We start from the raw sequence: 15566 nt of genomic DNA on the forward strand, positions 1-15566 counted from the left end.
GCTAATCGCCGCTGTAGATGGATTTATAGTAAGACGCCATGGTATCCGGAGAGATAACGACGGTACATCTTTCGTCCGGTTCATAACCTCGTCTTGCCTCTATCCACGGTAACTCTCTGTGAGTCAGTGTCTCAAGCGCATTTCCCGTATTCTCTCCGTACGTATCCCACACATCATTCAAAAGTGCTTCATCTTCCGGGTCTATTCTTAATCTCACCGTCCCTTTAATTTTAATGGGATCATAAGCAAAGGACTTGAATCGTTCCCAAAGTGCCGGTGAAACTGGACCATGAATCCAGGCCTGATAATCAGTATCTTCTAAACGATATCCCTTAAGGGCATAACACCAAGCCTGAGCATAATAGCATAACTTCTGAAGCTTTTTATGGGTCATTTCTCCTTTTGAAAGGAACCAGTTGGCAATATCAAAGACGGAATATTTGCCGGTGTTTTCCGGACTGACATCAGGCATTTCCTTGGTCGACAGCAGGACATAATTCGGCGTATCGGTGGAAACCGCCGAAGTGACATAAGGATAGTATGCGTTATTGCAAGTACCTGCTGTGGTATTAGGTCTGATATTTTGTACCTCGTTCATAAACGACTTCCTCTTCTCCGCTGTGGATTGTGATTTCTTCATTATCGAAAGAACGATCGTGACGCCATCCTTCAAAACGAATGCGGTTTTGGAGAGCAGTCTGCCCATCCGGCAGAGCTGCTCTTATGACAAGCCCTTCCGTTGAAAAATAATCGGATCCGCCGATTACACTTTCCAGCAGACATCTCCTGACGGCATAAGCACCGTTGATCTCATTTAATAAAAAAGGTTTGCTGAAGAGCAGTTCATCGTTGATATCGTCATAAAGCTGCTTTATGATCTTATACTGTTCCTGCGTAGGTTTTTTTATCCGGAGGCCTAATTCATTTTGGGCCTCTCTTCGGTTGATGGTATAATCATGACTGCCGGATTCGCTGCAAAGGAAGGCGATTATTTTTTTGATTTTTTCCGGATCCGTGACTTGATTTTGAAGCAGCTGTTTTGCCATCATCTGTATTTGGGCTTTTGAACGATAGACCTCTCCTAAAACCAAAGGGTGGACAAAATCCGTAAGCTTTTCGAAGATACTTGCCAAAGATCCGCTGTCGGTAATGGATAGCTCATTCTTCGCGAATTCCAGGTAGCCTTTTACTGCTTCAACGCTTACCGGGTAGATACGGTCATCCGCTAGTCTTGGATTTAAAGGGGTATGGAGACTCGGATCAATCGGGCCGAGGGTGGCCTGCTTGGTCATGACGATTTCATTGGCGCCAAGGCTTATGATAGTACCGGAGCTATGTGCTTTATGAGGAACAATGACCTGTAAACTGTCGCAATATATGCGCAGAAGATTTACTATATTTCTTGCCGCAGAGGTATCTCCGCCCCGAGTATAGAGATACAGGGAAATCTTTTTGCAGGGACCGATTTTATCGAGGTGATCGATGAAGTAATCGATGACGTCCGGAGAGATTTGGGCACTCATATAGGGACGATCACTGGTTATGTAGGCCAGGATCTTACTGTTAAACTGTTCCTCTAATTGCTTGTATAAAGCGACCCGTTTGCTGTACATCCATTCTTTCCTCCCCGCGGGCTCAGGCTCCCTTTCTTTTCATTATTTATTATACATGGATTCCCACAGATGTAAAATGCGAAAGCACTGCCCTTTCTCTTTTCTTTAAAAATTCCTAACAAATATTAAACAATAAGTCGACACTCACGGCGAATTGAGTTTATAAATACTCGCAATCACCCCCGGAGAGGCATAAATTGAGCCGGATTTTTCGGAAATCTTCCGTTTGCGGAAAGGAAAAGGAGACGGAGGGAAAATAATTCTTGTAATATTCTTAAAATATGGTAAAATCGAGGCGAAGATCGGGGCTTTCCCCGTTTATGACGCGCGTCCATCGCCCGTTTCCTTTCGAAACGGGGTTGAAGTCCTGCCAGATCTTTCCAAATAAGTATTCCCGCGAGGGAGAAGAGAGGTAAAGAGCGATGAAAAGGAGAAAAGCACTGGGAGTGCTGGCGGGTCTTGCCGCCGGGGCGCTGTACTTCTCCGCTTCAGGCATAATGAGCTATGCCTTGCCCGGCTGGGACAATTCCAGCGGGGAGTGGAAGTACAACAACGCCCGGGAAGAGAGCATGACAAATGTCTGGCGTCAGTCCGGACCGCGCTGGTACTACCTGGGGTCAGATGGGAAGCTGCTGAAAGACTCGCTTCTCAGCTGGCAGAATGATACCTATTACCTGGATAAGGACGGCGTCATGGCTGTGAACCAGTGGGTTCATATCAGCGGCGAGCAGAGTTCGGACCAGGGAAGCTTCGCGGAGGGCTGGTACTATTTCGGGCCCACCGGAAAGTCCTACCGGAAGACGGGGGACAAGTTCAAGAAGATCATCGACGGCAAGAGCTATGTCTTCAATGAGGACGGCGTCATGCTCACCGGCTGGCTGGACGAGAACGGCGGAATCGTGGACGATGACGACCCCTTCGTCCAGGGAGTCTACTATGGGGGAGACGACGGGGCTCTGGTCACGGACGGCTGGTACCATTACGCGGACAAGCTGGTCCCCTTCACGGGCTCCGATACGAAGAGCCAGCTCGTAGACAGAGACTACTATCAGTATAAGGATATGTGGTTCTACTTCGACGAGAAGGGCAAGAAGGTCGCGAGCACAGACGGAAAGATCAAGGAGAAGACGGTCAAGGGCATCACCTACGGCTTCGATGAGAACGGTGTCATGGATCCGTGGTGGGGCTCTGTCGCATCGGTCAGCACACTCCGCCGCTCCAATCCGACGAGTGATGTGCCGGTGAAGTTCTACTCCGGCTACAACGGCGGGGAGCTCTTCAAGGACCGCTGGTTCTGGATGTACCCCTCCGAGCAGCTCGATGAGCAGGACTATCAGGATCAGGAGAGCAGCTGGTGGAGAGCCGGAAGCAACGGAAAGGTTCTCCGGAACAAGATTTTCAACATCAACGGAAAGCGCTACGCCTTCGACGGCATCGGCCGGATGAAGACGGGCTTCGTCCTCTTCGACAAGAGGAGAGAGTTCGTGGCGCAGTACGACGTGGACAGCTGGGAATCGGAGAACTTCATCAACGGCGACCTCTACGGTATCGAGAGAGCGGATCTCTACTTCTTCAATGTCGACGAGTGGAACGACGGTTCCATGCAGACCGGGAAGAATATCAAGATCAAGCTGGATGACGGCGAGCATACCTTCGGCTTCGCCGCGAACGGAAAGGCCTATGGAAACCGCAACATCCTCGAGAAGGTCGGAAACCGCTACTATATCAACGGACTTCTGTTCCAGGCAAATCCGGAGTACCGCTACGGTGTGGTCAAGGTCTCAAATTCAGAGTACCGGGTAATCAACAGCGCGGGAAATCTCATGAAGGGGACCCGGAAAGCGCTCAGCCTGGGAGAGGGAGAATATCTCCTCATCGTAGACGACAAGCTGGTCGGATATGCGACGGATCAGTCGAGAGCTCCGAAGTGGATGAAGGGCGATCGCGGAGAGGGCTTCTACGGCTACAACGAGAATCAGACGGATCATTACGCCGGAGGATATCTCGCGGGAGCGGGAAGCACGACGGATCTTTCCTATCTGCCGGAGGAGATGAAGCTGAACTTTAAGAATGAGTAGGGAGGCTTCCGACTCTAAGTAAAAGGGGAAAATGATGAAAACGAAAGGAAAAAAGAGATGGGAGGCAATCCGGGAGCTCCTTTGGAAACCGAAGCGGGCTCTCTCGATCGTGCTTTCCGCTTCTATGATCGCCGGAGGACTGCAGGTGGCGATGCCGACAATCACCGCTCAGGCCGCAGGACTGGATAACCACCCGGAATACTACAATGTAAACAATAACGGCGGAAAGAGAACCGCCTGGCAGTTTCCGGCGGCGGTTTCCGGCGGCGGCAGCGTCGGGGACGAATTCGACCTGCACGGTATCGTAAAGCCGGGGCAGTACGGAAACGGGAAGAACTGGGACGCCAGCAGCATCACCAACAACGATAATTCCTTTAAGAACGGAGAGACGGTACAGGTCACGACAGCCTATGGCTACGGCCATACGCCGAATGATGGACGTTTCTGCGTCTTCTACCGCCAGCTCGACTCGGGGAATGCCGCAAAAAATGCCGCGAAGAATGACGCGTACTGGCAAGGATCCAGCGCGGGCTCCGCGCAGATGCCTCTGCCGGGCAACGGGGTCGCACAGAATCTTGGAAACCTGGGCGTACGGGCTCGTTTCACTCTCCATCCCAGCGCGGATGGAAATATGATCCTTGCAGATTACACTCTGCAGGAGATCAACGGAGACTACCATACGATCCAGATCGGAACGGACGGCGATACCTATGTAGGGCAGGACGGCGCGGTGGCCGGAGCCAGTGCCGCGGATACCGCGAATGTCACAAACGTACATGATAAAATCATCCACATGGTGAATGTGGGAACCGGCGCTAAGACCGGCACACAGGCGCCGACCTATCAGGTTTTTGATATTATCACGACGGATGAGGGCTACGGCCTGGGAATCACAGGGGTGGATAATTTCTGGTCAGGAGAATTCCACACCTCCAGCTACAGGAAGCAGAATAATCGTCGTTACGGTGGAAAGGGGCATAGCGAGAGCGGAGTTACCGACTCCGTATTTGCCTATTCCTGGAATATCTATCTGCAGCCCTACCAGCAGATCACAAAGAGGGTTGCGTTTTCCGCGCAGGCGGCTTCCTATTATGTCAATGACAGCGTCGGAAGCGACAGCAATGCCGGAACCTTTGATCATCCCTTTAAGACGATCCAGCACGCGATCGATAAGATCGGGGCGGGAAATATCGGCTATATCTATTTGCAGACGGATATCCCGCAGCCCTCGACGATCTCGATCTCAGATCGGGTGGTTTCGCTCCAGTCTACGGATTATAAGCAGGATGGGACTTATGTCCAACCGTATGGTGATACGCATGAGCTGAAGTTCACGGGAACTGCCGGGCATCTTATGGATGTGAGTGGCAGCGGATCTCTGAACCTCTCTGATCTTAAGGTGAACGGGACCAATGCGAAGGATACCGCGATTGAAGTGACTGGCGGAACGCTGGCCGTCACGTCCGGTGTCACTCTTACTGGCTCCTCCAGTTCTGTGGATGGTAAGGGAAGTGCACTCAATCTTACCGGAGGCAACACAGAGATCCTCACCGCCGGAAAAGAAGTTACGATTCAGGCCGGCGGAGCCGTGAAGAAGAGCGGACTCGTGAATGTGGAAGCGGACCTTACGATCGGCGGCGAGAAGGATATCAACATCACCGGGGCAAAGGATGCCGGAAATAATGACAGGAATATCTATCTCCATGACGGAAAGCAGATCAAGGTAAACGGACAGCTCACCGGGAAGATCGGCGTCACGACGGAGAAGCTTCCGGCTGCCCATGTCAGCGGAGCTTATACGGCGCCGCAGCAGCTGGTTGTGGCAGTGCCGACAAACAGCGGGAATACGGTTCCTACCACCCCGTTCAAGTCGGATCTTTCCCTCCTGGATGTTGCGCATGGGGAAGGCCCGGTTTCTGCGGAGCACGTAGTCTTCCGCAGAGAGGGAAATAAGATCACCTATAACTTCGTGGATGAGAGCGGGAAGAAGCTCCTCACCACTGGCGGAGGACAGCCTGTCAGCGCGATCCCGACGACGACTCTGGATGGAAATGGGATTGCGGGTGTCTGGGACGGAGACAGCGCGAGCTTCTCTACACAGGCGACGAAGTCGGCGAAGGTTAAGATCGCCGCTCCTCCCGCAAACATTACAGCCGGAGCCTCAGTAAAGGCGGCCACTTGGACGGTGGGGACACAGCTTCCCTATGTCTTCAGCAGCGCGACGGTGGACGGCGCCACCTGGGCTCCCGCGGCGAATGGTGAGATCGGAGCGACGCCTGTCGATATGCCGAATGCCGATGTGATCATCACCTACACCTATAAGGTGAAGGATGTCACAGTGAACTTCGACTTAAACGGCGGAAACGTGAACGGCAATACCGCGCCGGTCGCTCTGACCGGAAAGGCGGGAAGCGCGATCGTCGGTGTGCCTCTCCCCAGCAGATCGGATGGAAAGATCTTCCGCGGCTGGGCGACGACCGCTTCGGCGACAGCTCCTGATGTATTTACGACCCCTGGCATTCAGAATTTCCCGAATGCCGATGCAACCTACTATGCGGTCTTTACGCTGGATACTACGACCCAGAGGCAGTTCAACGTCGATTATCAGAATGCAAACGGCTCGATCATCTTCCGGACGCTGGCTCCGGCGGCGAACGGCCCCTACGGCACTCCGATTCTGGTCGGACCCTACCACGCGAGGGGATATGAGCTGAACCTGGCCTCGACGAAGGCGAGTGTCCTTCCGAGCACATTGAAGCAGACGGCGACCGCCATAGCGAATGGCGGAGACGGCTTCGACGGCTCAAACAACTTCCACTCCACGCTGGAGGGGACGGACGGTTCGATGCACTTCATCTATAATGTGAGCACGGACCCCAGCCAGAAATCGAAGTTCTATGTCCATTACAAGAGCGATACCGGTGTGACGATCAAGGCGGATACCGTGACGGATCATTTCCCGGAGGAGTCTCTGAATGTGACGGCGCCCGCGATCTTCGGCTATGACTTCCAGAACGGGGAGACGCAGTGGGGCTTTGGCCACACGCAGACGCCGCCGACCGGAGTTCCGAACTCTGTCGTGGACGACTATGATGGATCACCTATCACTCCGGCGACGGATCTCTATTCGGACAGCCAGGGAAGCTTTACCGGGAACAGCTTTACCGGAACGATAGGAAACCGGGATACGCACATTGTCTTTATCTATAAGTCAAATGGCATGGCGGCTCCGTTTATCACGAGCTTCCTGGATAAGGGAACCGTGGACCGGAACCTGAGAAACTTCAGGGATCCGATCAATGAGACGCCGGCAGCTCTCACCGCGCTCAATAAGTCCGCGGCGGGCGACTACCATATGCCGTACTACGGCTATAATCTGGATGTCGCAGCTTCCAATGTGGATCCGGCGACGACACAGAACGGTACCACGCCGGTTCCGAATACGATTGCGGCGAACGGTGACTTCACCGGTATGATGCCGCAGGGAGAGCTGGATCTGAACTATCGCTTCGATCGGGATCTCTCGAAATGGGCACATATTATCTTTAAGCCGGGAGCGCACGGAAGCCTGAACAATCAGCCGAACGATGACAGCAATCCTACGGCACCGGGCTATGTATCCCCGGATGTGACCTCCGCGGGCGGAAATGACTTCAAGGTCGACGTCCTCGGAAATGACGGCAGCCACCAGGCAGAGGCCTACAGCATTCAGGTCATGAAGGACAAGCACCTCGTCCCGAACACGGTGGCGGACCACCTCTATCTCTTTGAGGGATGGTTCCGGGATACAAACGGAGACGGCATCCGTCAGGCGGGCGAAGCCCTGCTTCCGGACAGCGAGGTCTTCGCGAGCGGCGCGACAGAGACGCTCACCGCTTCCTTCATCGAGGATCCGGCGCACTGGGGCGATATCCAGTTCGTCGCGGATGCTCACGGAAGCCTGAACGCGGGCGATCCCACAAGCGCGCATGTCAATGACGAGCAGCAGTGGTCGACCGTTTCCGTGCCGGGCGTTACGCCGGAGCCGAACTACCTGCACCACGGCTGGTTCCTGAACGGACACAAGATGGAGGCGACCGATACCGTAAAGCCGGGCGAGACCTACCATGCGCAGTTCGGAAAGGATCCGATCCCCTGGGGCATCCCGTCTCAGGCACCGAATGCAAGCGGCCACATCAACAACAGCAACAACGGAAAGGGACAGATCCGCGTCCACGATACGGATCAGAACTATAACTACGTGATCACCGATCCCTCTACGGGAGAGATCATCGCGGTACAGCCGGGTAGTCCCACGAGGGAAAACTACTTCGAGAACCTCTACCCGGAGCATCACTACGATGTCTATGAGGTCGACCGTTCTCAGCCGACCCCGAAGCCGGGAGACAACATCTCCACCGTGACGCCGAGAGGCGGCCCGACAGATGTGCTCATCCCCGCGATAGAGACAAACTACGTCGTAAACTACGATGAGGACAACGATGGAAAGACCGTCCTCGTCATCAATCCGGCGGACCCGGATTCCGACTATGCGGTTATCGACCCGGATACCGGAAACGCCGTGGTTACTCCTGAGTGCGGATCAGACGGCTGGCAGACGCCGTCCGGCTCGAATCCGTCGAAGGCGACCTTCTCCGGACTGGAGATCAACAAGAAGTACATCGTGGTTGCGCGCCCGAAGGGCAGCAGCTTGACACCGCAGCAGCAGATGCCCGACGGCTCGGAGATCATTACGGATCCGGCCGGAGACCTGCAGGTTCCGAAGTTCATCGTCGAGACGAAGAGAGGAACTGTGGAGAGCGTCAATGGAAACGCGGTTGGAACGAACCGCTTCACCGAGGCGCATGAGGGCGAGACCGTGGTGCTCAGCCCGCAGAGCACGACCGGCTTCCTTTACTGGAAGGTAATCGCGGGAACGATTCCGGGCGTATCCGGACACATCACAGACCAGAATTACAGCTTTACCATGCCGAAGTCGAATGTCGTGCTGGCGGCCTACTACACGCCTTCTGTCGCGTCCCCGAGTAATGTCGAGGTGACGGATGAAGTCAAGGGCGGCGCGGTCGGTGAGTTCGCCCACGATCCGGACGAGGATGCCGCTTTGCAGAATCAGTTCCGGACGAACGCGGACGAGGTTCTCATGAATATAAACGGCGCGGACGTCGAGTACCGCATCGTCTATAAGAAGGGACATCCGAAGCGGGAAGAGAATGAGATCATCAAGAACGACAATCCCTACAATATGCATGAAAAGGCATATACGGGAGCCTGGTCTCTGAATATCGACCTCGACCGCTATGTCAACGGCAGAAAGGTGAACTATCCGCTTTACAATCCGGCGGGAAGCCACACCTATGACAGCCGCTATACCTCTCAGAGCTTCAAGACGATCATCCAGCTCGATAAGGACGACGTCGACCAGATGGATTATCAGCTCTACGAGGTGGACGACAGCAGCGGAACCGTCGTTGCGACGCCGATTGCGATGTCTGACGATCCGGAGCAGACGGCGGGGCTCTTCAGCTTCGACGCTCATGTCGGGAAGCGCTATGTGATGGCCTACAGCAGGGCTTATCATGTGACCTTCACAAACGACCACGACAAGCAGGTTGTGGACTACAAGGTGAGAAGAGGCGAGCTCGCCGCGGATTACCCGGAGTGGGCTACAGTCAATGTGCCGACAGAGCATTACACCGATGACGACGGCTATGAGTGGACCTATAAGGGCTGGAGCAAGAGCCGTGACAGCCTGAAGAAGTTCGATCCTGCGAAGGACGAAATCCGGAAGAGGACCTTTGCCTACGCCTTCTATAAGAGCAACAAGGAGGAGAGAGACAGAGAGTACAACCGATTTAAGGAGCTTCTGGACGAGGCACTTCGTCTGGCGGACGACTACTTCCTGAAGAGGAAGGAAGCGGGAGTCATCAAGGATGCGATCGCAGAGGCACAGGCGCTTCTCTATCGCCGTCCGGGTCCCACGATCGGAGAGCTGATCGAGGCCTTTGGAAAGCTGAAGAAGGTGTATGATCACTATCAGGATGACGTTCTGGTTCCGCGCTATGAGGACTACGGTTCCCGCACGAGAGACGGCGGCCAGCATGGCGGCTCGTCTGCGGGCGGCGGCGGAAGAGGAGCCGGAGTGACCGGCAACAGCTTCCGGCAGCCGGCGGAGAAGAACTACATCGTCGGAACGAACGGAGTCTGGGAGCTCGTGGATGAGGCCGGCCACAAGTGGGCCTTCGTCTTAAACGGCGGCATCCGTCTGCAGAGCACCTGGGCCAAGCTGGAGTACACCTACGATCAGCGTTCGAAGAACGGCTGGTACCACTTCAACTCGAAGGGACTGATGGACTACGGCTGGTTCCGGGACGAGAAGCTCAACTGGTACTACTGCAACACGATCCACGACGGCTGGTTCGGAAAGATGAAGACCGGCTGGCACTATGATACGGTCGACAAGCACTGGTACTATCTGGATACGGAGACAGGCATGATGTTCGTTGGCTGGCATCTGATCGATGGGAAGTGGTACTACTTCAACGAGAAGAAGGCGACGCCGGCGATCACCTACCGCTTCGATGAGGGGATTGACCAGTGGGTCTTCATGGAGGTGTCGACGAAGCCGCTCGGCTCGATGTATGTCTCTGAGCAGACTCCGGACGGCTACCATGTAGATGCAAACGGGGCATACGTACAGTAAGCACCGACATGATCTTGATACCGGGCGGGGAAGCCCGCCCGGTATAAGGAGAAGAAGATGAAACAGAAAACAAATCGAAGAAGGCTCAAGAGAGCTCTCTCGGGGGTGCTGACGGGGGCGATGCTGCTCTCCCAGCTCTCCTTGGGAACGGCTCTTGCAGCCAGCGTGGAGGCACCGGACAAGGTGGCGGATTATCTCAGTCCTCTGGGAATATCCGGCAGCTATGATCTGAACCATCCGCTCAACCTGGGTCAGGACTCCGCGATCTTTTTGGATACGGGCTACGGGCCGGCCGTGGGAGGCAGCTATACATATGGAAGTCATGTCACTGCATCGGAGGTTGATACCACCCTGCCGACCGGCTATAGGGCGATCGGAACTCTGATCAAGGGCAAGGCAGGAGATCGGCTGAGTGATCCCAACACGATCAATGGAGGAACCGCCGGAACAGAGACGATGAATCCTCCGGGGATTTCACTCCCGAAGCTTCCCTGGGACACTACCACTGCTCCTGCCTGGGATGGCATGAAGTTCCAGGCCTGGCAGAAGCTCTCGATCTCGAAGAATACCCTGTCGACGGTGAAGAGTTATGAGGTTCCGGTCTTCCCCTATCAGCCCCTGGAGGTTTACCGGGCGGTCTGGATGGGAGACAGTGCTCATAAGAAGCATCTGAAGGTAGTGCACTTCTTTGACAAGGATGGCACTGCCTCGGGAAGCTTTGAGAATGCTGCGAGCGGAGCGGAGCCTGCGAATATGCATCGCTTTGCCTTCTCGGATACAGAGCAGATTCCCAAGCAGGATCACATCTCGAAGGAGGCGCTCACTCCTCCGGGCTATGAGCTGGATTCCATTATCCTTAAGAACAACAAATTTGTGAGGCCGGACGGTGCGACGGAGATCGACGAAGGTATCGTTGAGCCAAGTCCCCAGACCGATCCGAAGTCGGTCGATGGACCGATGCCGAACCGGGATGCGGCGATCGGCTTTAAGTACAAGAGAAACTCGCAGACCTTTACCCTGACGGCGCGCTACCGCTTGGATGACGGCTCCACTCTCGCAGACGGGGGAAATGTCGCGACTCCGATCGGAGACAGCCAAGTCACCGGAAAGGCTCCGGATGAAGAGGTGGATATCCCGCTGGCCGATGAGAGCCATTTCCTGGTAGACGGCTCCGGGAATAAGCAGTATCTCTTTGATCATATCGATACCGCACCGGCACAGAATGACAGCGGACTCGTCTTCCCCGGCTCCTCTAACGCCAATAAGTGGAAGATGGGAAACCAGAATGTCATCATCAACTGCGTTTACAAGGTGAATCCCGCGTTCAAGGCGAATGTCAGGATCAAATACCTTGTGAAGAATGCGGATGGAACGACGGAGCCGGTTCCGAATGCGGCGGGAAGCGGGACGCTTGCGGACGATCTGAAGGATCTCACGCCGGGCGTGGAGACAGAGGTGACGCTTCCCAATGTCCCTGAGGGATATAAGACTGGAACGATCTCGGATGTCGCGGTCGACACCAGCTCGAACCCGGCGTCCTACCACTTCAACTCAGCTTACTTTAGTGATGCCGGAAGCTCTGTCCCCCCGCTTGCTCCTGCTAAGCTGAAGATCAATCCGACGGTGCACGGCGGAATACTCACGGTCTACTACACGCCGGATACTTCTTCCGCTTCCTTTGTGAAGGTAAAGCTCTTTGTGCATCCGGGCGGAAGCAGTGCGAGCATCTCCGGAAACCAGGAGAAGAATTTCCCGAAAAGCAGCTCCATGACGATGCGGAAGCTCCTCTCTGAGGTGAGCGGCGTCGCGGAGGGCGCGGTGGAGAGCGGACTGATCACGATGTCCTCCACGGATGCTCCCTACTATGAGCTGAAGGGCTGGTTCCCGGCCACAAGCTCCGGCGCACTGGCACCGAGCGCTGCTCAGGTCGCGATGGACGATCTCATCAGCTTTAACTCCTCTGATACAGAGAGAGACTACGTCGCAGAGGTTGTAAAGAAGCAGAGCGCATGGCTCGATATCGAGTTCAAGAAGGGAAGCGGAGACGGAAGCGTATCTGCCAGCGCACCCGGCAGGCTCTCCTATAAGGGGAACAACCAGCTCCCGGCCTATGACGCGTCAGGCGTTACCACGACGACGCTCTCGAATCTCCTTGGCATGATCACAGTGCACGCGAACGGTGGCTACAGCATGGCGGAGAGCAGGGGCGCAGGCTGGTTCAACAGCGCTGGAACTCAGGTCGCGCACTATGACGACAGTGGTGTGCTGCATATTGATGCTACGGATGCGATCACCGCTTCCGATACCTTTACCTTTAACTTTGCTCCGGACATTGTCGACGACGGCTACAATCATACGCCGTCCGCGGTTGGAAAGCTGGATTCCTCCACGGGAACCGGTACGATCACGGTGCAGGCTCCGAATGCGAAGCGCGCCTATGTCGTTGTGGATGAGAACGGAAACGTCGTGGACAACAAGAGCGGAACCGCGCTTGCCAGCGGAGATTTCACCGGCCTTACCCCGGGCTCTCCCTACAAGATCTACGAGGTTCCGAGCTCGGAGCTCCATAACTATGACACCCATGGAGTCCCCTATGTCGACACGCTGGTACATCCGGCGCCGCCCTGCGACGTCACGATCCCCGCGATCGGCACGAACTTCAACACCAGCGACGGGGCGGACAATACGAGAACCCTGGTCGTGAACCCGACAGCTCCGAATACCGAGTATGCGCTGGTCGATGAGAACGGCCGCGTGGTCCCGGTGGACGGCTCCTCGGACGGCTTCGTCAATCCGAACGGCGGTCCCGCGACCTTCCGGAATCTGGACCCCAACACGAACTACACCGTTGTGGCACGCCCGGTCGGCTCCAGTGACCCGGCGACAAACCGTGTTCCCTACGGAACCAATGTGAACACCGGAAATCTCTCGAGCGGCACGACCACGGGCACCCTCTATGATCTTTATGTCGAGGATCCCGGAAAGGTCTCTTCCTACACAAGAGGCGGGAATACCGTAACCGTCACGACGGTAGAGTATCAGCACATCCGGCTCCAGGCGGGCGATCAGGTCATGATCAACGCGGCGAGCACGAATAACGGAACGAGTTTCAAGAGCTGGAACATCCTTCTCGGAAATCCCGGAAACTTCACGGGTACGAGGTCTTCGAGCTTCACGATGCCGGCAGAGACGGTGCGTCTAGCTCCGGTCTATGAGACCCCGGCGCTTGCGACATCTTCCACTCTCCCGAATCTGCCGGGGAATCCGCATCCGCCGGCGGGAATGTTCAATGTTGACTTCGGTCCGAAGAACGGGGAATTCGGTGTATCGAGCAAGTCTCTCCAGGATCTCCTGCAGGGAGACCTGATCACAACGGATGATCTGAATGATATTCAGAACCTGGGGGATCAGATCAACTACAGTATCCTTTTGGAGAAGAAGGCGGGACCGAACGCTGCCATGAAGCCGCTGGTCGAGGGCGCTGTCACAGACAGCAATAACCTCGAGTATGCCTGGGCGATGCGGGTTCGTCTTCGGAGAACCAGAGTGCCGGGCTCCAGCCGCGATGTGACGGCGGAGCGGAAGAACCTCGTGATCGGAACGGTATACGGGGCGATCCCGGCGAACCTCCTCGCAAACGGCGCGAGCAATCTCGAGCTGGTCGAGGTGGATGCGGACGACAATGTGAACAATCTGACGACGGCCGGTCTTTCGATCGACCCGGCGACCGGACAGGTGGAGATCCCGAACGCAAAGGTTGGAGCGACTTATGTCCTGACCTATAAGAGGTCCTACTCGGTCACGATCGCGAATGCCTCGGGGGACAGCGCGGACGCTCCGGGACTTCCGCAGACCATCAACGATGTGGCAAGAGGCGAGGCGCTCTCCATGAGCAATGCTTTCAACGCTCTCCTGGCCGCTTCGATTCCGGAGAAGCTCGACAATGAGCGCTACATCCGGAAGGGCTTCTCGAAGTCTGCGACGAGTTATCAGGCCTATGAGCTTTCGAATCCGCTCAATGGTGAGAAGACGCTCTATGTCTGGTACGAGGAGAATCCGGACTGGAACAAGGCGCACACAGATCTGAAGGGCGGAATCGACAAGGCACAGGATCTCCTGAACGGCGGCAAGCTCACAGCAGATCAGCAGGCACAGCTTCAGGATGCCTTAAACGATGCCCTTGCTGTATTCAACAAGAATAATCCTTCTGCGACGATCGCAGAGCAGGAGGCGGCACTGGCCCGTCTGAAGGCACTGATCGACTCCTTCACGGGAGGCGGCGGCGTGACACCCGGACCGAACCCGAATACTCCGGATCGCCATCGCGGCGGTGGCGGCGGTGGCGGAGGCGGCGGATCCTATTCCGGAGGAAGCCGCATCACAGCTAGTGCCATCCAGGACAATAACGCTTACCGTGTGGGAATTGACGGAGACTGGATCAACATCGACCCGGCAAACCACAAGTGGGAGTTCCAGCTCAAGAACAAGACCCTCCTCAGAGGGACCTGGGCGAACCTCTCCTACACCTTTGACGGAAAGACGGTGATCTACCGTTACCACTTCGCGGATGACGCGATCATGGATTCCGGCTGGTTCAAGGACGTCGACGATACTTGGTACTTCCTCTGCACGACGCACGACGGCTGGTTCGGAAGAGCGATGATGGGCTGGCACCATGATGAGAGTGACGGAAGATGGTATTATCTGAATACCGTGACCGGCGCGATGCAGATCAACTGGCAGTTCGTCAACGGGAGATGGTACTTCCTGAACCCGGATACTCCGCGCACGACCTGGAGCTATGACCACAATCTGCAGAAGTGGGTCTACAACAATCCGGAGAATGCACGTCCTTATGGTTCTCTCTACATGGGAGAGCGCACACCGGACAACCACGATGTTGACCGCGACGGCGCTTGGATCCAGATGAGACCGTAAAGGAAGAAAGATCCAACAGATGGATTGCCCCGCCTCAGGCGGGGCAGACAAAAGCCCGAATCTCCGCCCGGCCTTTCAAACAGAAGGCAGGGCGGACGGGGGGGTAAAGGGAAAGGGGAGCGGCAAATGCCGCTCCTCTTTTTCTGTCCTTGAAAAAGCGGAAATAGGACAAGCACCGATGAAAGCTGCTTGTGAAAATGTATAGAATATAGTAGGGTGTAGGTAAGCGGAGGGCCT

General features: G+C 55.5%; 5 protein-coding genes. 3 read left to right on the forward strand and 2 right to left on the reverse strand.

Annotated elements, in window-relative coordinates; all coding sequences use genetic code 11:
• Position 1: 1 nt before the first annotated feature.
• Complete coding sequence (locus tag GCWU000341_RS00595) at positions 2 to 598, reverse strand: Panacea domain-containing protein (protein WP_196794775.1); 597 nt, start codon at positions 596 to 598, stop codon at positions 2 to 4.
• The gene (locus GCWU000341_RS00600; protein ID WP_009213659.1) at positions 570 to 1613 is read right to left on the reverse strand and encodes an SDH family Clp fold serine proteinase; all 1044 of its coding nucleotides are present in this window, start codon (positions 1611 to 1613) and stop codon (positions 570 to 572) included. The genes GCWU000341_RS00595 and GCWU000341_RS00600 overlap by 29 nt, the downstream gene beginning before the upstream one ends.
• Positions 1614 to 2035: 422 nt before the next feature.
• Here GCWU000341_RS00600 and GCWU000341_RS00605 point away from each other — a divergent pair, with 422 nt between their 5' ends.
• From GCWU000341_RS00605 to GCWU000341_RS00615, 3 genes are read left to right on the forward strand one after another with little or no spacing between them, the layout of a single operon-like run.
• On the forward strand, positions 2036 to 3691 hold the full coding sequence (locus tag GCWU000341_RS00605; protein WP_009213662.1) for a hypothetical protein: 1656 nt from the start codon (positions 2036 to 2038) through the stop codon (positions 3689 to 3691).
• Positions 3692 to 3725: 34 nt separating this feature from the next.
• The gene (locus GCWU000341_RS00610; RefSeq protein ID WP_155812538.1) at positions 3726 to 10391 is read left to right on the forward strand and encodes a hypothetical protein; all 6666 of its coding nucleotides are present in this window, start codon (positions 3726 to 3728) and stop codon (positions 10389 to 10391) included.
• A 57-nt stretch (positions 10392 to 10448) separates the two neighbouring features.
• On the forward strand, positions 10449 to 15329 hold the full coding sequence (locus tag GCWU000341_RS00615) for an N-acetylmuramoyl-L-alanine amidase family protein (RefSeq protein WP_009213664.1): 4881 nt from the start codon (positions 10449 to 10451) through the stop codon (positions 15327 to 15329).
• Positions 15330 to 15566: the final 237 nt, after the last annotated feature.

Origin of the sequence: Oribacterium sp. oral taxon 078 str. F0262 (assembly GCF_000160135.1) — a bacterium.
Classification (GTDB): domain Bacteria; phylum Bacillota; class Clostridia; order Lachnospirales; family Lachnospiraceae; genus Oribacterium.

Bases quoted from the DNA above. Each gene is read 5' to 3' on its own strand.
- GCWU000341_RS00605 (WP_009213662.1), top strand. From the start codon at position 2,036: ATGAAAAGGAGAAAAGCACTGGGAGTGCTGGCGGGTCTTGCCGCCGGG.
- GCWU000341_RS00610 (WP_155812538.1), top strand. From the start codon at position 3,726: ATGAAAACGAAAGGAAAAAAGAGATGGGAGGCAATCCGGGAGCTCCTT.
- GCWU000341_RS00600 (WP_009213659.1), bottom strand. From the start codon at position 1,613: ATGTACAGCAAACGGGTCGCTTTATACAAGCAATTAGAGGAACAGTTT.
- GCWU000341_RS00615 (WP_009213664.1), top strand. From the start codon at position 10,449: ATGAAACAGAAAACAAATCGAAGAAGGCTCAAGAGAGCTCTCTCGGGG.
- GCWU000341_RS00595 (WP_196794775.1), bottom strand. From the start codon at position 598: ATGAACGAGGTACAAAATATCAGACCTAATACCACAGCAGGTACTTGC.